Raw genomic sequence first — 20,373 nt, forward strand, 5'->3', positions numbered from 1 at the left:
GCATGTGCTCAGCGGGCGGAACCACTCATTACTTTTTTCTGGTTCCTATGATAAGGGCCGCGAGAATCAAAGTCAGGCCCACCGCAGCAATCGCGCAGATTAAAGCGAAAACTACGTCAATGTACCCGATGAATGCGCAGAAGATGAGTAGCAGACCAATGATGATGACGAGGGAAGCCCACAAAAACTGGCCTATACGAATCCCTCGTGCTTCGCTTTCTGTGTGTTGTGCGAGGTCTTGTGGTGTGACAAAGCGAGGATAGGCCGCAGAAACCGTTTCGGTTGTCGGCGCAGCAGTCTGAGGGGCATCTGACTCTTGTAGTCGAAAGGAATCGGGTGTATCGCTCCCGTTGTTTTTAGGTGCGGCAGTGTCTGAAGAATCCTGCGCTTTATCAATGGTAGGGGCGTGTTCCTCAAGGATGCTGGTTTCAGTGGTGTCACTGTTTTCTGGCTGCAAGAGAAGTGATGATGGTAGTGAGGAAGTATTATGGGGGCTTTTATCCTGCGTGTGGGTATGAGAATGTTCGTCCTGTCCTGCAGGTGTTGATGTGTTCAAAGTTTCGGTTTCGCTATCGTGTGTGTGCTGAGGCATAAGGGTGTTTTCCTTGTTATCAAGTATTTTTATGGCTGATGTGAGCTTGTCAGGCTGCGCGTTCTTTTTGAGGGTGCTCTCTTAGCTTCCAGATGGAGGGGCTGGGGTGGCAGAACTCGACGGTTTGGAAGATGAGGAAGCGTCGCGTAAGCCATTAAGTGTGAGTGTTTCCACCTCTGGGCTAAGGAATAGGGTGATTCCATTTTCCTCGGTGAAATTTGATGTACGCAAGATGGTTTCTTCATCAATACTGCTGTCTAAAAGTGAGGTGCTGGTGGCATCTAAGGTGACGTTATTGACGTTTAATCGGTTAATGCCACCGGAAGCTATGATTTGCAGAGGTTGATCTGAACGTAGAGTTACCGTTGTATTTGAGGCACTAGATCCAGTAAAAGTAATAGTTTTATGAATTTTTTGCGGTGCATCCTCTAATTTTATGGAAAGATTTGCCGCATATACGGGGAGGTGAACAACATCAGCTTCCCATGTACTTTCGATTGTGTTGAAGCTGTAGAGAGTTGTGTGGTTGCTCCATGAGCCAAGCCATGACACATTGACACCGGCGGCCAATGGAAGGGCAGCAAAGGAGGTGGGAACGGCAAGAAGCACACCAAAGACTGATAAGCCTACGAGCCATCCGGCACTGCGATCACGAACTGAAGCGAAAGCAATGACGAGGCCGACAAAGATCAGTGAAATTCCACCGCCAATCAGAGCTGTTTGGCATAGCCAAATTATATGCGTTGGGGTGCCGGTACTTGCTTGGCTGAGTATCCAGAAGTAACGCATGAGGAAAAAAGACGCAGTAATGATGAGCGTGATAATTCCGGTGACTGCCAAGTTAGTAGCGGTGCTGACCCGACGTGTTTTCGTGAAAGAACGCATGGGTTGTGTGGCATAAACCGGTGTAGGTGTGCCGGCCATTGTCGGGGGTGCGTAAGGTGAAGCATATGTGTGCGCAGATGTTTGCCATGAGGAGGTGGGGGGAGTAGTCGCAGATGGAGGAGCAAAAGATGTTGTTCCAGCGGGAGGGTATCCCATAGAGCCTGCTGATGAGGTTGCTTCTGTTACCTGTGGGCTGCGGCTAGGTCCTAGGTTTTCAGGCGGTAACACGTCAGGTCCCTGAGGCTGAGTATGTGATGAGCTAGGAGCGTTTGCTTGAGGTGTAGGGGGCGCGTATGCAGGTACGCCGTAGTGGGAGGAGGTGTGTCCCGGAGATGTTGACTGTTTATTTCGTGCAATGAAGAAAATAATCAGCAGGATGCATAAGACCCACATGCTAGGAATAAAAAGTGTGAAAGGGGAAGAAAAACGGGAACTGAAAAGGACCGATGAAATCGAATATGACCCACTGAAGGCAATAAATAGAAGGAAAATTTGCCCCAAATGCGCAATATTGAAACGACCTTTGATGAGTTCTTCAGCGTGGATGCGGCCGTCAGATTGTTCAGGGAGGAAAGCCCAGGCAAGACCGTAGAGAGCCAAGATAAGCGGCATGAAAAAAACAAAGATCAGTGTCAAGCCGCGGATGAGAGCAGGATCCCATCCAATTTTTTGTGCGATTGCCCCACAAACGCCACCAATGAAACGTGAGTCGGTACGGTAAAATCCTGACGAACGTAGTGAACGGAAAAAAGAATGAGAATTGTAAGGGTCAGAATCTGGCTGAGGGGCTGAAGCAGGTGGAGGGCCACCGTGAGTTCTCCAATTGTGAGGATCAGAAGGTCCAAATGAAGATTCCTGTGTATTCATAGCATCTACTGTGCCTGAAAAAAGAACAAAAAAATATTGGGGGTTCCCCTGATCTGCCCCTGATCGTACCGTGAGCAGGTGCATATGAAGGCGCATTGATGGGAAAATATACGTGTGGATGAACAAACGAACCCTCACACATGCCTGAACGAACAAGCTGGGTATGGTGCGGGAGCGCCAATGGGCAAGGGCTTTCCGTACACACAGGTGGAACACGATACTTCAGTTCCTTCTTTTGCTTCTTTGCCATATCGTTCGTCTGATGAGTCAGTTCACCCACAAAAACCTGCGCAAAACTACCGGCGCTACGACTACTCATACGATCCAACTGGCACACCTCACATGAGGGAACCTCAAGCTTTCCGTGATACTTTCATGCCGGGGGAAAAGACTATGCCTCCACGCCATACAACAGAGCATCCCCCTTTACGTCGTGCGACTGCTCGAAGTGCAGATATGCCAACCCCCTGGGCAGCGGGTATTTGCTCAGGCTTGTCCATTCACCTCGGCATATCAGTGAAAGCTACGCGAATTATTTTCATTATTGCCAGCATCATAGGTGGTGGAGCAGGGGCTTTACTGTATGTGTGGTTATGGCTCATGGTTCCACTGGATGTGCCAGAGATATCCACACATCGTGGGGAACGGATTGCTGAGCGTCTGGCCTCTGTTGGGATTGACCGGCGAGTTTCGACTGCGCGTAATCAGCTTGTCTTTGCTGGGATTGGCCTTATCGGAGTGGCTTTTCTGCTCATTCTCTTTATGGGAAACCGAAGCGTAAGTTGGCAGGTAGCCTCAGGTATTTTCCTGAGTGTTTTCGGTTTACTTCTCATTTGGAGCCGTGTCGATTCTGCGCAACGCTTGTATGCTCCACTGAATATCATGGTAATCATTGTCGGTGCAACGCTCTTTAGCGTAGGACTGTTGTTTTTTATCTTCGGCCATGAATCACTGCTGCACACACTACGAGTAGCCTCGGTTATTTTGATCTCTATTGTTGGTGTTGCTTTGGCTTTGATGCCTCTGGTCCTTCGTGCACATCGTGATGGGCAGGTAACACGTGAACAACAGGTACGTGATGCTGAACGCGCAGATATAGCTGCGCACTTGCATGATTCAGTTTTGCAAACTCTAACTCTCATACGAGGAGCAGCTCAAGACCCTCAACGTGTGCGCGCCCTTGCTCTTACACAGGAACGTGAATTACGTTCATGGCTGTACACAGGGCGAACGGAAGTGGCAGATTCTTTCGCACAAGCTCTTAAAGAAACTGTCGGTCATATTGAATCACTGCACGGTGTGCCCGTGGAAGTTGTTACTGTTGGTGACGTGCAGCCGGGGCCAGCAGAACTTGCATTAATTGCCGCCTGCAGTGAAGCAACACATAATGCGGTTCGTCATGGTGCTGCTCCTATTTCTGTTTACGCTGAAACAACACCGACACGTGTTGATGTGTATGTAAAAGACGCAGGTCCAGGTTTTAATCTCGACGAGATCGCTGCTGATAGGCACGGAGTGAAAGGATCAATCTTTGGGCGTATGGAACGGGCAGGCGGGCAAGCTTCCATACGCCGATTAAATCCCGGAACTGAAGTACACATGTATGTTCCACGCGGAACAGAATCAACAAACTGAGGCATAGGCATATAGCTGATACGCCACGAAAGGACATGTGATGACTATTCGTTTGATCGTCATTGACGATCACCCTATGGTACGTGCGGGGGTACGTGCTGAACTTGAGTCTTGCGGCGCAGATTTAGAAATTATTGGCGAGGCAACGGATGTTGATAGCGCTATTGTGGCCTGTCATGAACTGCGCCCAGATGTGGCTTTACTTGACGTGCATTTGCCGGGAGGAATGGGCGGTGGCGGTGCGGAAGTTGCTGCACGCTGTCAAGATATTGACTCAGTACGTTTCTTAGCTTTATCAGTGTCAGATGCCCCAGAGGATGTCGTGTCAGTCATCCGTGCAGGTGCCCGAGGGTATGTGACAAAAGCGATTTCTACTCCTGATCTGGTGGAAGCAATTGGTCGTGTAGCAGCAGGAGATGCCGCTTTTAGTCCAAGGCTTGCAGGATTTGTCCTTGATGCTTTTGGGACGGGTGCTGTGGCTTATACAGATGAAGAACTGGATATGTTATCTGCGCGTGAACAGGAAGTGATGCGTTTGATTGCGCGTGGATATACCTACAAGGAAGTAGCCTCTGAGCTGTTTATTTCTATTAAAACAGTAGAAACACATGTCTCAGCGGTACTGCGTAAACTCCAGTTGTCGAACCGGCACGAACTGACACGCTGGGCCATTCAACGTCACATAGTGTGATCTGAAACGAGACTTTCTGCTTTGTGGTGCCTCAACTATGCGCTTACCGTTGCTGCCGCTAGAATCGGTAAGGCGGGCGCGAGGGTCACCGGACGGCGATCGGGACACCTGCCGCTAGCTTTTTGGAGAGTGACACGTGCAGAAGATCGGATTCGACCGCCAAAAATACCTCGAAATGCAATCTCAACATATTGCACAGAGGCGAGCACAATTCGGTGGGAAACTCTACTTAGAATTCGGTGGGAAACTGGTAGATGATATGCACGCTTCACGTGTGCTGCCGGGTTTTACCCCTGATAACAAAATCGTCATGCTTGCTGAACTAGCTGATGAAGTAGAAATCGTTGTCGTGGTGAATGCGGAAGATTTTTCGCGTCACAAGGTGCGCGCTGATCTGGGTATTCCCTATGAAGACGACGTTCTGCGTCATGTGGATGCCTTCCGTTCCTACGGGCTTCATGTTGGTTCAGTTGTGGTGACACGCTGGAATGATGACAACCACCAAGCGCAGGCTTTCAAAAATAAGGTAGAAAAACTCGGCCTACCTGTGTATCGGCATTACACGATTGCTGGATATCCGCGTGATGTGGCAAAAATCGTGTCAGATGAAGGATACGGTCGTAATGAATATATTGAAACCAGCCGTGACCTTGTGGTGATTACAGCACCAGGCCCCGGCTCAGGTAAAATGGCAACCTGTTTGTCGCAGATGTATCACGACCATAAACGCGGTATTCGTTCAGGATACGCCAAATTTGAGACATTCCCGATCTGGAATCTGCCTTTAGATCACCCTGTTAATGTTGCCTATGAAGCGGCGACAGCGGATCTTGATGACGTGAATATGATTGATCCTTTCCATCTGGCAGCTCATGGTGTGCAAACCGTGAACTACAACCGTGATGTGGAGATTTTCCCTGTATTGTCACGTTTATTTGAACAAATCCTCGGTGAATCACCCTACCAGTCGCCAACCGATATGGGTGTGAATATGGCGGGGCACTGTATCAGTGATGATGAGGTGTGTTGTCAGGCATCACGGCAAGAAGTCATCCGCCGCTATTACAAGGCTTTAGTTCAGGAACGTCGTGACGAAGTAGACCCTGTTCAATCAGAGCGTATTGCTCTGTTGATGACTTCTTTAGGTATTGAACCTACTGATCGTCCTGTGGTGCTGCCGGCTTTACGTGTTGCTGAGGAAACGAATGGGCCAGCTGCTGCTCTTGAATTGGCAGATGGGCGCATTGTGACAGGTAAAACCAGTGAACTGCTTGGTGCATGTTCAGCGATGCTTTTGAATACGTTGAAATTACTGGCAGGGATTGATGATGAGGTGAAATTACTGGCTCCTGAATCAATTGAGCCGATTCAGACGTTAAAGACTGCGCATTTGGGTTCTCAAAATCCTCGTTTGCATACTGATGAGGTGCTGATTGCTTTAGCGGTGTCCGCAAATGGTGACGAAAATGCCCGTCGAGCATTGGAACAGCTTGCTGCTTTACGTGGGTGTGATGTTCACACGTCAACGATTTTAGGTCCTGTTGATGAAGGAATTTTCCGTTCGTTAGGTATTCAAGTGACGAATGAGCCTGTGTATGCGACAAAGAGGCTGTACCAAAAGCGTTAAACGCAGGCATGTTACTTGGTAGCTGGGAATTTCTGTACGACGATACCTTGGGTGCGCTTTGACCTACGTGATCTGGTGAATATGTGGGGTAGGTGCATGGAAGGACGTTCGTCTGCTCCTTCCCAGTAGGCGACTTGAGTACCTAACAGCCACTGGCCTTGGCCTGTGATTGAGGGATAGCACACTCAAGGCGCTACCGCTCCACTTACTGTGCGAGGCTCAGATCGTATATGGAAAGAGAAACTGCTGACAAGAAAGCGCGACACATATGTACCGCAGATGTGGGTATGTGTCGTTAAAGTAATTAATGATGGAACGTAACTTCACTGCACTACCGGACCTTGGTTCTGAGTATGTCCCTGTAAGCTCTCTCGAAGCAAAAAATGGGCATATTACGAAACCGTATCTGACTTCAGGTGAAAATCAGGAGTCACATGCTGATCTTCCTGTACTGGGGGAAGAACACTACACTTCCTTTGAACAGCCTCGGCAGGGTATTTCTTCAGATACCTACTCTTGGCATGCACATGAGGACAGTGAGCAGGCAGATCGGCTTCTTATTGGTCTGAACGAACAGCAGCGTGAAGCAGTAACACATCATGGCTCACCTCTACTGATTATGGCAGGTGCAGGTTCTGGTAAAACACGTGTCTTAACTCATCGGATTGCCTACGCGCTAGCGACAGGGCAAGCAACACCCGGACAGATTCTGGCGATCACTTTCACAAATAAAGCGGCTGCTGAAATGCGTGAACGCGTATCAGCGCTGGTGGGACGCGGTTTTGCAGGTATGTGGGTGTCCACATTCCATTCTGCATGTGTGCGAATATTGCGGGATAACTATGAGGCTGCGGGGTTGAGGAGCACATTTACCATTTATGATGCGCAGGATTGTCAGCGCCTCATACAGATGGTGTTAAAAGACGCTGAAGTGGATGTGAAACGGTGCAGCCCAAAGCTGATTTCAGCACGTATCAGTGATCTGAAGAATGAGCTGATTACGCCTGAAAAATATGCTGAACAGGCATTACATGATCCCATTTCACGTATTGTGGCACCTGCATATGCGGAGTATCAGAAGCGACTGGCACAAGCTCATGCTGTTGATTTTGATGATCTGATTATGCGTGCCGTCCAACTTCTGCGTTCGCATCCACAGATTGCTCAGTACTATCATCGGCGTTTCCGACATATCCTCGTTGACGAGTATCAAGACACAAATCATGCGCAGTACGTGCTTGTGCGGGAACTCGTTGGAACAGAAGACGCTGGTCATATGCCTGCTGAACTTACTGTGGTGGGTGATTCTGACCAGTCGATTTATGCTTTTCGTGGCGCAACTATTCGTAATATTGAGGAATTTGAACGCGATTTTTCTGGTGCGCGAACAATCATGTTGGAACAAAATTACCGTTCCACCCAAAATATTCTTTCAGCAGCAAATGCTGTGATTTCTCAAAACCACGGGCGTTTTCCAAAGAAACTATGGACCGCCAGTGGCGATGGGGAACCGATTGTTGTGGATGTGGCAGATTCTGATCGTGATGAAGCACGTTTTGTGATTTCGGAAATTGATCGTCTTACCGATCAAGGCGCGAAATGGGGTGATATCGCTATTTTCTATCGGACTAACTCACAGTCGCGCGCATTTGAAGAATTATTAGTCAGGCAAAGTATTCCCTATCGAATAGTGGGGGGTACACGATTTTATGAGCGTAAAGAAATTAAAGACGCTTTAGCGTATATGCACGTCGTCTCAAATCCTGACGACGCTGTAGCAATACGCCGTATCCTGAATGTTCCTCGTCGCGGATTGGGCGCAAAAGCAGAAGCCGCACTGAGCGCACATGCTGACCGTTATGGCATTTCATTTGGACAAGCACTTCGCCATGTGTGGCTTTCATGCGGGCGGCCGTTAGGTGAAGGCGAAGGAATATGCGACGAAACAGGAACGCAGATCCAGCCTTTTACTCAATCTGAAAAATCAGAACACGGGACAAAGCCGCGCGAATATTCTGCTGCGGAGCATCACACTGAAGAAGAACACATACCGGAAGTTACCGGTTTAACGCCTCGTGCTGCTCAATCAGTGGCACGACTCTGGGGCCTCATCGAAGTATGCCGCACCTGTGATAGCTGCGGAGGAATGAGTGCTCACATTCTTGAAAATATTCTTGACACAACCGGATATATTAAACAGTTACGGGAAAGTGAAGATGTGCAAGATGCCTCACGAATAGAAAACCTTGCAGAACTTCATTCAGTTGCTCAAGACTTTTCTTCTGCCCACCCGGAAAGTTTCCTTGTGGATTTCTTAGAAAGAGTGGCTTTAGTTGCTGACTCAGATCAAGTGCCTTCCCAAGACGGAACCCACGGGGAAGTCACATTAATGACAGTACACACAGCAAAAGGCCTAGAATTTCCCACAGTATTTGTCACCGGTATGGAAGATGGCACTTTCCCGCATCAGCGTTCCTTCTCTGACACATCCGAGCTGGCTGAAGAACGCCGTTTAGCATATGTTGCTATCACACGCGCGCGGGAACGCCTCTATCTGACTCGTGCGGCAGTTCGCACCTCGTGGGGAGCACCGCAAGAAATGCCCCCCTCAATGTTCCTGAGCGATATACCAACGGAATTACTTGAATTCAGACGTGCGCGTAGCTCAATGGAAAAAATTCGTTACGGCAACGAAGTAGGATCTCAGCGATATTCCTCATCTGCATCTCAGGAAGATGAAGGTCATATCTTAGGTGCCGGGTACTCGTCACATAAGGCATCTTTTACAGTGGCCCCGCGTATGCGCACAGTACAACGTATGGGAATGTCACAGATTACTTCTGCAACGGCAAGCGACACCTCAACTGTTTCTGTTCCTAGCGCAGGTGCGCCATCATTGGAACTTTCAGCAGGGGATCGAGTCCGTCATACGACCCTTGGGATAGGCACAGTCATAGGTGTTGAAGGGCAAGGCCCTCGGGCTATTGCGCGGGTTGATTTTGCTGGGACAGAAAAACGTTTACTTGTCCGAATGGCTCCGATGCAGAAAATATGAAAAGAGTTTTCTTAAAATGAACCAAAAACGGGACGAATGGCCCAGATCGCGTTACTCTTAAGAAGAACGTCTCGATGTTGAGCGATATGTTTAACATCCTCCCCTTACGCCACAACCTGAAGGGACACAAGGTGGACCTCTACGAATACCAAGCACGAGACATATTTACACGTCACGACGTGCCAACCTTACCGGGCATTGTTGCAACCACACCAGAAGAAGCCTATGACGCAGCACAGACTTTACTTACGCACACAGACCTCGTGGTTGTCAAAGCGCAAGTGAAAACTGGTGGACGCGGCAAAGCTGGCGGAGTAAAACTTGCGCGCACCGCACACGAAGCAAAAGAAAAAGCTGAAGCGATCCTCGGTATGGACATTAAAGGCCACACCGTACATACAGTCCTCATAGCCTGCGGCGCTGATATCGCTGAAGAATACTATTTCTCCATTCTCCTTGACCGGGCAGGACGTCAACACCTTGCGATGTGTTCACGTGAAGGCGGCATGGACATAGAAACCTTAGCGGCCGAGCGTCCACACGCTCTGATCCGTCAAGGACTCGATCCGCTCTTAGGCATTACCCATGACGTTGCACTGAAAATTCTCTCAGACGCTGGTTTCGCTGACGAAACCGCGGGAAAAGTTGCCCCTGTCCTCGTAAAACTGTGGGAAACCTACCGAGATGAAGATGCCACACTCGTTGAAGTAAACCCCCTGGTTCTGAGCGCTCAAGGAAATATCCTCGCCATTGACGGAAAAGTAACCCTTGACGATAACGCTGCTTTCCGTCATCTGGACCACGCTCAGCTTGTTGATACGCGCACTGAAGACCCCCGTGAAGCACAAGCAAAAGAAGCCGGCCTGAACTACGTGCGCCTCGAAGGACAAGTCGGCATTATCGGAAATGGTGCAGGCCTGGTCATGTCAACACTAGATGTCGTCGCAATGGCCGGAAAAGACCTCGGTATGCGGCCAGCAAACTTCTTAGATATCGGCGGTGGCGCTTCAGCCCAAGTCATGGCCCAAGGTTTAGATGTCATCCTTGGTGACGATCAAGTTCGCGCAGTTTTTGTCAACGTTTTCGGTGGAATCACCGCATGCGATCAAGTAGCTCAAGGCATTATTGGCGCACTTGACACCCTAGGAAACGCGGCCACAAAACCCATCGTTGTGCGTTTGGACGGGAACCGTGTCCTCGAAGGACGCGCAATCCTCGAAGCCGCCCATCATCCCCTCGTCCACATGGCTGACACCATGGACGGCGCTGCTCGCCTTGCCGCCGAACTCGCCGCATCCCAGAACTAAAAGCTGAAAGGAACACCGATGTCGATTTTCCTCCACGCTGACTCCCGCGTAATCGTCCAAGGAATGACGGGATTAGAAGGTATGAAACATACCGCTCGTATGCTCAATGCAGGTACCCACATAGTGGCAGGCGTAAACCCACGCAAAGCAGGAACAACAGTTACTTTCACAGTTGAAGGCTACGGCCCATGCGCTGACCAAGTACACGACGGCCCGCACGAAGTACCCGTGTACGGGACAGTTGCAGAAGCCATGGCAGCCACAGGAGCGGATGTATCTGTCATATTCGTTCCACCTGCCTACGCCAAAGACGCTGCATATGAAGCAATTGATGCAGGAATTGGCACTCTGGTCATGATTACAGAAGGCATTCCCGTTGCTGATTCCACAGCATGTGTGAACCACGCACTGAACAAAGGTGTACGTCTGATTGGTCCAAACTGCCCAGGAATTATCAGCCCCGGACAATCCAACGTCGGTATCACCCCGGCCGATATCACCGGACCAGGGCGCATTGGACTCGTATCCAAATCCGGCACACTAACCTATCAAATGATGTTTGAGCTGCGAGACATCGGCTTTACCACATGCCTAGGAATCGGCGGTGATCCGGTAATTGGAACAACACATATTGATGCGCTCGCTGCTTTTGAAGCTGACCCTGACACAGATATAGTGGTCATGATCGGTGAAATCGGAGGCGACGCAGAAGAACGCGCTGCCGCATGGATCAGCGAAAACATGACAAAACCTGTGGTCGCATATGTCGCTGGCTTTACTGCACCTGAAGGTAAAACAATGGGACATGCAGGAGCCATCGTGTCAGGTTCTTCCGGAACAGCAGCAGCCAAAGCCCAAGCTCTTGAAGCTGTCGGTGTGCGAGTCGGGAGGACCCCATCACAAACAGCTCTTCTCGCTCGTGAAGCATTACAAGCCCTCAGCTAAATATTTCGAGCTTCCTCACAGAAGTAATCAGCCATCTATCGGCGCTTCCGGTAGGTGGCTGACCCACGTCCAAGGCAGTATTGACCTGATGAGCGAAACAAAAACTATTGAAGCCCAAGCGCGCCCAGTCATTCACATCCGTCTGCCCGACGGCTGGGCACGAGCAATGCTTTCAGGTGTGCAAGCAGCACTTGTCAGCTGGGGGCTTGTCATAGTGATGGTGATGGCGACCTACTGGAGTATCGCTGCGAATCCGTGGCTGAAATCTGCAACCTGGTCGGATGCTTTCGCTACAGGAGGCGACCTATGGGGGCTCGTCCTGGGCGGGACGCTGAACATGAGTGGCACCCACATTCGTGTGATCCCCACACTGATCTGCCTTATCGTGCTGCTATTCCTCAGAGCTTTTCTGATATCAAGCCGCCGTTTTCCTGCAATTTCACAATGGTGGGCTGTGATTGGTTTTGCTCTCACATCATGTGCGCTCGCTGCGGGAACCTCAGATCACCTGCAATGGCATACGACTATTGTGGGCAGCCTCATCCTTCCCATAATCGCTGTAATATGGTCTCTCCTGAGTTCGAGTGTCAATAAACACGTGCAGATACGGATTCCCGATTGGGTAAAACACGGGTTGCGTTTGGGCGTTCTTGCAGCTCTTGGGGCAGCGGGCGTAGGCTTTATGGCGCTCATTTGTGCAGTATGGGCGGCATGGGATCGGATCGTTCACATACACGAGCTTTTCTTTATTTCTTCAACTTATGACACAGTGATGACGGTCATGGCTCAGCTCATGTTCATGCCGACAGCTATCGTCTGGGCTGTGTCATGGCTGACCGGTGCAGGTTTTTATGTGGGGGCAGACGCCCTTCATTCTCCAACATCAACACCGGTAGCTCCAATACCGGTTGTCCCTCTTTTAGGTGCGCTTCCTGCGCAAACAACGGGCGCGTGGGTCATTGTTTTCCTTATTGCCGCCGGATGCGCATATGGAATCTATGTGCGTATGCGTGCGTGTGAACCTTCTATACGGGCACAGGCCGGAAGCCTCCTCACGATGAGTGTGACCCTGTGGCTCCTCAGTGTGGGTGCTGCCGGAGCTTCTCGTATGCATATTGGGTCTGAACGCATGAGTATCCTCGGGCCGGACATATGGCGCGCACCCAGCTTATTGGTCCTCGCAATGTGCGGGGCGATCACTGTGTGCGTTCTGATCGCTCACCCTGCCACTGTGGGATGGGCACGTACACAGTGCCAGCGCATGCGAGCAGAATACCGGGACGCTCGGGATACCTCTGTTCTTGCGGAAGCCGCTTTAGTAGACCCACTAGATTCTGCTGAGGTGGATCTTGACGGGTCTAGTGCAGACTTTACGGAAAATACGCATGAATCAGCGAAAGAAAATTCAGAGGACGAAAAGGGCAGCACAGAGCAAGAAAAACACAGCAAACCTGTCCTTACTGAGGCCTCACATATGCAAAAACAACAGGAAAAGTCAGCAGGTGCCACTGAAAATAGTGAAGTATCTGAGCCGGGCCCCCAGGAAGTATCTCAATCGCGTCCCGGTGATGATCCTCGTGTGGAAAATAGCTCATCCACTGAAATAAAAACTGAAGACTCCTAACCTGCCCGCAGCATTACCTCTTTTATGCGAAAAAACTGAAAATAAGGATGTCGCCTCCACGTATAACTGGCAGACAACAGGCAGAGCGACCAGAAAACTGCGATATCACCCCTAGGAGCATAAAGGGTACTAGACTGCTAAATGCAAGAGGCTGCAACTGGCGAGGGTGGTTCACCACCGGGGAGTAGTCGCACTGCCCTTCGAGGCGTCGCCCGCCTGGGCGCCTGGGCTAGATAAACCATGGAGGATATCGTGTCCGTTCGTCTCGATCATCTGGAATCAATCGACTTTCGCCCTATCACTCGCGTACTGATCTCTGTCTACGACAAAACAGGGCTGGAAAGCCTTGCTGCACACCTGCATGAAGCTGGCGTAGAAATCGTATCGACCGGCTCTACCGCTGCTCGGATAGCGGATGCAGGAATTTCAGTAACCCCTGTGGATAACGTGACGGGCTTTCCGGAAATATTAGAAGGGCGAGTGAAAACCCTCCACCCGAAAATACATGCAGGCATCCTTGCTGACCAGCGTAAAGCCGATCATCGCAAACAAATTGATGAGCTACATATCGCCCCATTCGATGCGGTAGTCTGTAACTTGTATCCCTTCTCAGATACTGTGAGCAGCGGGGCTTTACCTGATGAATGCGTCGAACAAATTGATATCGGTGGCCCCTCAATGGTGCGTGCCGCAGCAAAAAACTACCCGTCAGTTGCAGTAGTAACCTCACCCGCCCAATACGATGCTCTTGTACGAGCTGCACAAAGCAATGGATTCACTTTGCTCCAACGCCGCGCAATGGCAGCAGCAGCTTTCAAACACACCGCACTGTACGACACGGCTGTTGCCCAATGGTTTAGTGAACAAGTGAATGAAAACGGTGATACTGCTGAATTCCCAAGGCAGCTCTCAGATACTTTCACCCTCATTCAAACCTTACGTTATGGTGAAAATCCACATCAAAAAGCAGCTGTTTACAGTGCTCGCTCCGCCGAAGAAGCAGCACAAAAGAACAGCGAGAATACTGCAGAACAAGCTGAACCCTATGAAGGCATCGCCCATGCGGTGCAACTTAACGGTAAACCGATGTCGTATAACAACTACACAGATGGTGACGCGGCTTTACGCGCAGCATATGACCATGAGGAACCATGCGTTGCCATCATCAAACATGCGAATCCGTGCGGTATCGCTATCGCTGATACTATTGCCGCTGCTCATCGTCAAGCCCATGCATGTGATCCCGTTTCAGCTTTCGGAGGCGTTATCGCAGCAAATCGCATGATTGATGCGGAAACGGCTCGGCAAATCGTTCCGATTTTCACTGAGGTCGTGATTGCTCCGGCTTACGAAGCACAGGCCTTAGAAATCCTCAAAACTAAAAAGAACCTCCGCGTACTTGCTGTGAAACCTCCAGTGCGTGGCGGATATGAATTTAAGCAAATCAGTGGTGGTTTGCTTGTTCAACGTCAAGACGATGTAACCGAGGCCGGGGATGACCCTGCGCATTGGGAATGTGTGGCAGGCCAACCGGCTGATTCGCAGACTCTGCGTGACCTCGTATTTGCGTGGCGTTGTGTGCGCTCTGTCCGCTCAAACGCTATTTTACTTGCGAAAGATGGTGCCTCTGTTGGCGTAGGTATGGGGCAGGTTAACCGTGTGGACTCATGTAAGCTCGCTGTGGAACGAGCCAATACTTTAAGTTCACGCTCAACCGGGGATGCTGCAGCTCACGGAACCGATCAGGTGGCTAGTGCCGGTGGGGCGCGTGCAGACGACCTCTTGGATCATTCCCCACTGAAACGCAGTGAAGGGGCGGTTGCGGCTTCGGATGCTTTCTTCCCATTCGCTGACGGTTTACAAACCCTGATTGATGCGGGCGTGAAAGCTGTAGTTCAGCCAGGCGGTTCTGTGCGAGATCAGGAATCAATTGACGCGGCTACGCAGGCTGGCATCACCATGTACTTCACAGGGACACGGCATTTCGCGCACTGAAGAATAGGGGCTTGGGGGAACAGCAGGTAAACACTGCGGACGTGAGGTTACCAGCCTAGGTGTTGGCGCGATATTTCTCTCTTAGCGGCTGCTTGAGGCGATATAGCCTGACGTGCAGGTAGCATGGGGGATGTGACTCAACAAAATACCCTTCGTCCCGTTCTTGTTGTTGACTTTGGTGCTCAGTATGCTCAACTGATTGCACGTCGTGTACGCGAAGCATCGGTTTATTCAGAAATCGTGCCGCATACGATGCCTGTGCAGGATATGTTAGAAAAAAATCCTGCAGCCATTATTTTGTCCGGTGGGCCGTCATCTGTGTATGAAGACGGCGCACCCAGTATTGATTCAGCTATTTTTGATGCCGGTGTGCCGGTCCTTGGAATTTGCTACGGTTTTCAAACAATGGCTGCGGCTCTGGGCGGGCGCGTAGGGCGGACAGGTACACGCGAATACGGTCATACGGATGCTCAGATTTCTCGGGATTCGTGTTTATTTTCTGGGACCCCTATGGATCAAGTGGTGTGGATGAGTCACGGAGATGCTGTTCAGGAAGCGCCAGAAGGCTTCCAAATTACGGCTTCGACCTTGCAAACACCTGTGGCGGCTTTTGAAGATCCGCAACGTCGTTTATACGGTTTGCAATGGCACCCAGAAGTAGGACATTCAGCTTTCGGGCAAGACGCGCTGAAGAATTTCCTATATGAGGGTGCTGGACTTGAACCTTCGTGGACTGCAGGTTCAATTATTGATGAGCAAGTTGCTGCGATTCGTCAGCAAGTGGGTGACGCGCAGGTTATTTGTGCTTTATCAGGCGGTGTGGATTCGTCGGTTGCGGCCGCTTTAGTTCACCGAGCAGTAGGGGACCAGCTGACGTGTTTCTTTATTGACCACGGTTTGCTGCGTCACGGAGAACGTGAGCAAGTTGAAGGCGATTATGCGCGTGGCATGGGCATTAAAGTCGTGACATGTGATGAATCTGCCCGCTTCCTTGATGCCTTGGCGGGAGTGAGCGACCCCGAAACGAAACGGAAGATTATTGGCCGTGAATTTATCCGGAGTTTTGAGGCTGCCCAGAAGCGTGTGATTGAAGAAATCGGCGCTGAGGGTGGTGAAGTGAAGTTCTTAGTTCAAGGCACCCTGTATCCTGACGTGGTTGAGTCTGGTGGTGGTGAAGGAGCTGCCAATATTAAGAGCCATCACAATGTGGGTGGCTTACCTGACGATATGACTTTTGAACTGGTTGAGCCTTTGCGTACTTTATTTAAGGACGAGGTGCGTGCTGTAGGTCGTGAACTGGGATTGCCAGAGTATTTAGTTGCTCGTCAGCCTTTCCCTGGACCAGGTTTAGGGATCCGTATTGTCGGTGAAGTGACACGTGAGCGTTTAGATATTTTGCGTGCAGCTGATGCGATTGTGCGTGAAGAATTAACGGCTGCTGGTTTGGATGAGCAGATTTGGCAGTGCCCTGTGGTTTTATTGGCTGATGTGCGCTCAGTAGGTGTGCAAGGGGACGGGCGTACCTATGGTCATCCAATTGTGTTGCGTCCAGTGTCCTCGGAGGACGCAATGACAGCGGATTGGACGCGACTGCCATATGACGTGCTTGCTCGTATTTCGACGCGTATCACAAATTCTGTTGCTGACGTGAATCGCGTAGTACTTGATGTGACGTCGAAACCTCCTGCAACAATCGAATGGGAGTGATCCAGCGTAGCCTGTTACCTACATGCTGACGCTACTATGTGAGCGGCCCTGTGGACTTGTTCTGCGGGGCCGTTAAGCGTTTGAGGATGTGGTGGGTGCAGATGCTTGGTTGCGAGGTTACGCTTCAGGGGAGCGTGTCTGGGTAGGGCTTTTGTCAGTGGGTATTTCGCGCACATTTACCGGTCGAAATGGAGGCATGAATCCTTTGAGAATTCGGTAAAATTCCGCGGCAGTAATGTCACGTCCACGGATCATTGTGGCGTAGGTTTGTCCGGCCTCATCTGAAAGTAACGGGGCGGGTCGAAAACTGTTACGGATGTAAAAATCCCAGCGTTTACGGCGTTGATCGGCATTAGGTGCTTCCTCATCGCATGGTTCTACTTGTAAAACGGTGACTGTGGCGGTGGGGATTTCGCTGATTTTTTTGAGGATACGTGATCCGATCCCGTGGGAGCGTGCCTCCGGGTGTACGGCTAAAAACAAGAGGAAAACCACATCTTTGCGAATAATACGATAAGTCAATCCTGCAAATTTTTCATCGTAAGTCCATGTAGAAAATGAGCATGATGGACGCAAAGACGACAGCAGCAAATAAATTAAAGAGAGGCGTTCCTTGGGAGGAAAAGCATGAAGGTATAAGTCGCGCACATGGGGCCAGTGCTTACTCCACGGGTGTGCGGGTGATTCGTGTAGTGTCGCTGCCATAAGTGCGGTCTGTCTTTCAATCAAAGTTACGGGAACGCAGATTACATGCAATCCCTAGGGTAAAGCATGAGCTGAGGAAAGGGAGCATCAATTTTCAGATGTCCTGCTTGGTTATGAATGTGTTATCTTGCCTGTGCGTATCGAATGACGATGAGAAAATGACAGCTCACATACGTTGACTATACGGTGAATAAAAACTGCTGTCTCATACCTGTCAATGTGTACGGAGGAAACGTGGGAAAAAAGAAAACTCGTACCTGGCCTGATACTCCACTGCCATTAGCAGGGCCTGTTATGGATAATCACACGCATTTGCCGGTACATGAATTACAGATTCCACGAGCTGACGGGGTGCGTATCAGTGTGGAGGAACAGATCATGAGGGCACGTGCTGTGGGGGTCACTTATCAGATTACGAGTGCATGTGAACTTCCTGAATGTGAACCTGCTTTTCGCTTAGCACGCACTTATCCGAGTGTACGTGTAGCAGTGGCAATTCACCCAAATGAGGCGGCATTACACGGAGGATACGCGCAGGCCTCGCCTGATGGATTGCAGCCGGAAATAAAAGAACATCACATTGCCTTGGATGATGCTTTATCTCAGATTGAAAACTATGCCCGTGATCCTATGGTGGTTGCTGTAGGAGAAACAGGTTTGGACTATTTTCGTACTGCGCAGGAGGGACGCGAAGCGCAGGTGCGATCATTTGAAGCTCATGTGGAAATAGCGCACGCTCTGTCTTTGCCTTTACAAATTCATGATCGTGATGCTCATGCGGATACACTGAGTCTTTTACGTCGTTGTGCTCATGCGGGGCAGCCCATTGTTTTCCATTGTTTTTCAGGTGATGCGTCTATGGCGCAGGTATTAGCAGAAAATGGTTGGTATGCCTCATTTGCTGGGCCATTAACATATCCGGCGAATGAGGATTTACGTAAGGCATTGAAAGCGTTGCCGCGTAATCGTGTGCTTGTGGAAACTGATGCTCCGTATTTAACTCCGGTTCCTCATCGAGGAAGCCCTAATGCTTCGTATGTGATGCCACATACGGTTCGCTATATCGCGGATTTGTGGGAGGCCTCAGAAAGCGAAACCTGTGAGCAGCTTATGCGTAATTCGTGCGATGTGTATGGCGTGTGGGATAACGCTGTGTGATACCGCGCGTGAGGCGATGCGTGAAGTAAATGGGAGAGGCGTCCGTGTGCTGTGCGTATTTATGCCCATGAGAAGGCTCACCCTTGATCTGTTGAATTCTGTGGGGCATCCATATTAGGATCAATATGTTCCTTTGTGAGAAGTCAAGGAAACCCGCTATTGAGGAGACAATTTATTGTGGATGAAATAGAACACATTAAACAAAGGTTTCCTCATCTTTTCATGTTGTCCTCGCGTATCCAATATGGCGCACGTACTATTCGTCTGGCTGCAATTGCGGCTGCTACTGCTGTAATAGGAACTGCTTGCCTTAACATTGCTTTCGCACGCACAGAAGTCACCCTTGAAGTAGATGGTGTCACTATGCCGGTCACTACCTGGCAGCCGACAACTGCTGGGGTCCTTGCTGCTGCCGGTGTAGAACTTGCAGAGCGTGATCTTGTGCAGCCAGCTCTTACTCAAAGCCTGAAAAATAATGATGCTGTCGTGGTCCGTACCTCGCACCCATACACCTTAAATATTGATGGGCGTGAACGAACTGTATGGAGTACTGCAAGTAGCGCTGAATACCTGCTAGCTGAAAGTAGTGCTCAAGGAACCAGCGTATCAATCGCCGCAGATCGTTCATATACTCGTCCTACACTCATACCGTTAGTTTCTAGTCGCCGTCCTGTGCAGGTTCGCTTGGATAGTTCAGTAACAACAGTTATTGCACAACCGGGTGTAGATGCACGCTCAATCCTTGCAGCGTCCGGTGTTGCTTTAGCGCCGAATGATAGGGTCCGTGTGGCCTCAGAGAAAAACGATATTTTTATTCGAGTAGAACGTGTAGAACGCGGTGAAATCACTCGAAATCACGAAGTTCCTTTCACCGTTGTCGAAAAAGAAACGGATACCCTTTTCGCTGGGGAACAAGTGGTTGAAACAGCCGGAGTTAATGGTGTCTATGAACAGCGCGTATGGCGTGAAACGATCGATGGACGTCAAAGCCATGTCGCAGTACTCGGTGAAAAAACCTTAACGGAACCAACCGAAGAAGTCGTACTTAAAGGTACTAAAGAGGTAACACCACAAGCCCTTGTCGCCGCAGGAATTGATCCGAAAGCCTCTTTAGAAGAGGGGACTGAAACAGACGGTCGCCGCTCTGTACGTTACCGGGCAAAACTTGGAACAATTTCAACGAAACAGGAAATAAAAGACCTGATCGGCGATAAAGCTTCACCGGAAACAGTTGCCGCAGCAATGGCTGCAGGTGTGCCGCTGACGTATTCAGGTGAAGATCCTCGTACCCTCGCACAAGCGCAGGTAAACGCGCGCGGCTGGGACGATTCACAATTCCAATGCCTTGTTGTCCTGTGGGATCGTGAATCGCATTGGAACCCCTATGCAGAAAATTCTTCCTCAGGTGCCTATGGGATTCCGCAGTCCCTGCCTGGGTCAAAAATGGCCTCAGCCGGTGAGGACTGGCGAACAAATCCCTCGACTCAAATCAAGTGGGGCCTAGGCTATATTGCAGGCCGCTATGGTACTCCCTGTGGCGCTTTAGGTCATTCAAACTCTGTAGGCTGGTACTAGAAACT

At 50.2% G+C, this 20,373-nt stretch carries 14 protein-coding genes and 1 riboswitch; of the genes, 11 read left to right on the forward strand and 3 right to left on the reverse strand.

Annotated features, from left to right (window positions below):
* Positions 1-28: 28 nt before the first annotated feature.
* Together LRP57_RS01165 and LRP57_RS01170 are read right to left on the reverse strand one after the other, a co-directional pair.
* On the reverse strand, positions 29-592 hold the full coding sequence (locus LRP57_RS01165; RefSeq protein ID WP_231204242.1) for a hypothetical protein: 564 nt from the start codon (positions 590-592) through the stop codon (positions 29-31).
* A gap of 81 nt (positions 593-673) precedes the next feature.
* Positions 674-2,344, reverse strand: coding sequence for a PspC domain-containing protein (locus LRP57_RS01170; protein ID WP_231204244.1), 1,671 nt, complete (start codon positions 2,342-2,344; stop codon positions 674-676).
* A 114-nt stretch (positions 2,345-2,458) separates the two neighbouring features.
* On the opposite strand from LRP57_RS01170, the gene LRP57_RS01175 reads away from it, so the two are divergent.
* From LRP57_RS01175 to guaA, 9 genes are all read left to right on the forward strand, one after another.
* The gene (locus tag LRP57_RS01175) at positions 2,459-3,979 is read left to right on the forward strand and encodes a sensor histidine kinase (protein WP_231204246.1); all 1,521 of its coding nucleotides are present in this window, start codon (positions 2,459-2,461) and stop codon (positions 3,977-3,979) included.
* A 40-nt stretch (positions 3,980-4,019) separates the two neighbouring features.
* Positions 4,020-4,670, forward strand: coding sequence for a LuxR C-terminal-related transcriptional regulator (locus LRP57_RS01180; protein WP_231204248.1), 651 nt, complete (start codon positions 4,020-4,022; stop codon positions 4,668-4,670).
* 136 nt (positions 4,671-4,806) lie between these two features.
* Complete coding sequence (locus tag LRP57_RS01185; protein ID WP_231204250.1) at positions 4,807-6,297, forward strand: DUF1846 domain-containing protein; 1,491 nt, start codon at positions 4,807-4,809, stop codon at positions 6,295-6,297.
* Positions 6,298-6,607: 310 nt separating this feature from the next.
* Positions 6,608-9,352 (forward strand): ATP-dependent helicase, encoded by a 2,745-nt coding sequence (locus tag LRP57_RS01190; protein WP_231204252.1) that lies wholly within the window; start codon positions 6,608-6,610, stop codon positions 9,350-9,352.
* Between the two features lie 131 nt (positions 9,353-9,483).
* On the forward strand, positions 9,484-10,659 hold the full coding sequence (sucC, locus tag LRP57_RS01195; protein ID WP_231204254.1) for an ADP-forming succinate--CoA ligase subunit beta: 1,176 nt from the start codon (positions 9,484-9,486) through the stop codon (positions 10,657-10,659).
* 18 nt (positions 10,660-10,677) lie between these two features.
* Entirely contained in the window at positions 10,678-11,604 is a 927-nt protein-coding gene (gene sucD / locus LRP57_RS01200; RefSeq protein ID WP_231204256.1) for a succinate--CoA ligase subunit alpha, read from the forward strand.
* A gap of 88 nt (positions 11,605-11,692) precedes the next feature.
* A complete protein-coding gene (locus LRP57_RS01205; protein WP_231204258.1) occupies positions 11,693-13,228 on the forward strand; it encodes a cell division protein PerM in 1,536 nt (511 codons plus the stop codon).
* Between the two features lie 143 nt (positions 13,229-13,371).
* A riboswitch (ZMP/ZTP riboswitch) is annotated at positions 13,372-13,457 on the forward strand.
* 23 nt (positions 13,458-13,480) lie between these two features.
* A complete protein-coding gene (purH, locus tag LRP57_RS01210; protein WP_231204260.1) occupies positions 13,481-15,223 on the forward strand; it encodes a bifunctional phosphoribosylaminoimidazolecarboxamide formyltransferase/IMP cyclohydrolase in 1,743 nt (580 codons plus the stop codon).
* A gap of 132 nt (positions 15,224-15,355) precedes the next feature.
* The gene (gene guaA, locus LRP57_RS01215; RefSeq protein WP_231234922.1) at positions 15,356-16,930 is read left to right on the forward strand and encodes a glutamine-hydrolyzing GMP synthase; all 1,575 of its coding nucleotides are present in this window, start codon (positions 15,356-15,358) and stop codon (positions 16,928-16,930) included.
* A 117-nt stretch (positions 16,931-17,047) separates the two neighbouring features.
* Here the strand turns inward: guaA and LRP57_RS01220 are convergent, their stop codons facing one another.
* Complete coding sequence (locus LRP57_RS01220; RefSeq protein ID WP_231204263.1) at positions 17,048-17,635, reverse strand: GNAT family N-acetyltransferase; 588 nt, start codon at positions 17,633-17,635, stop codon at positions 17,048-17,050.
* A 234-nt stretch (positions 17,636-17,869) separates the two neighbouring features.
* Here LRP57_RS01220 and LRP57_RS01225 point away from each other — a divergent pair, with 234 nt between their 5' ends.
* Positions 17,870-18,793, forward strand: coding sequence for a TatD family hydrolase (locus LRP57_RS01225; protein WP_231204265.1), 924 nt, complete (start codon positions 17,870-17,872; stop codon positions 18,791-18,793).
* Between the two features lie 177 nt (positions 18,794-18,970).
* On the forward strand, positions 18,971-20,368 hold the full coding sequence (locus tag LRP57_RS01230) for a ubiquitin-like domain-containing protein (RefSeq protein ID WP_231204267.1): 1,398 nt from the start codon (positions 18,971-18,973) through the stop codon (positions 20,366-20,368).
* The last annotated feature ends 5 nt before the right edge of the window (positions 20,369-20,373 follow it).

Origin of the sequence: Schaalia sp. lx-260 (genome assembly GCF_021083645.1) — a bacterium.
Lineage (GTDB): Bacteria > Actinomycetota > Actinomycetes > Actinomycetales > Actinomycetaceae > Pauljensenia.

What these genes read in the sequence shown, in the direction of transcription:
- LRP57_RS01165 (WP_231204242.1), bottom strand. Translation starts at nt 592, where the DNA reads ATGCCTCAGCACACACACGATAGCGAAACCGAAACTTTGAACACATCA.
- LRP57_RS01170 (WP_231204244.1), bottom strand. Translation starts at nt 2,344, where the DNA reads ATGAATACACAGGAATCTTCATTTGGACCTTCTGATCCTCACAATTGG.
- LRP57_RS01180 (WP_231204248.1), top strand. Translation starts at nt 4,020, where the DNA reads ATGACTATTCGTTTGATCGTCATTGACGATCACCCTATGGTACGTGCG.
- LRP57_RS01190 (WP_231204252.1), top strand. Translation starts at nt 6,608, where the DNA reads ATGGAACGTAACTTCACTGCACTACCGGACCTTGGTTCTGAGTATGTC.
- sucD (WP_231204256.1), top strand. Translation starts at nt 10,678, where the DNA reads ATGTCGATTTTCCTCCACGCTGACTCCCGCGTAATCGTCCAAGGAATG.
- LRP57_RS01205 (WP_231204258.1), top strand. Translation starts at nt 11,693, where the DNA reads ATGAGCGAAACAAAAACTATTGAAGCCCAAGCGCGCCCAGTCATTCAC.
- LRP57_RS01220 (WP_231204263.1), bottom strand. Translation starts at nt 17,635, where the DNA reads ATGGCAGCGACACTACACGAATCACCCGCACACCCGTGGAGTAAGCAC.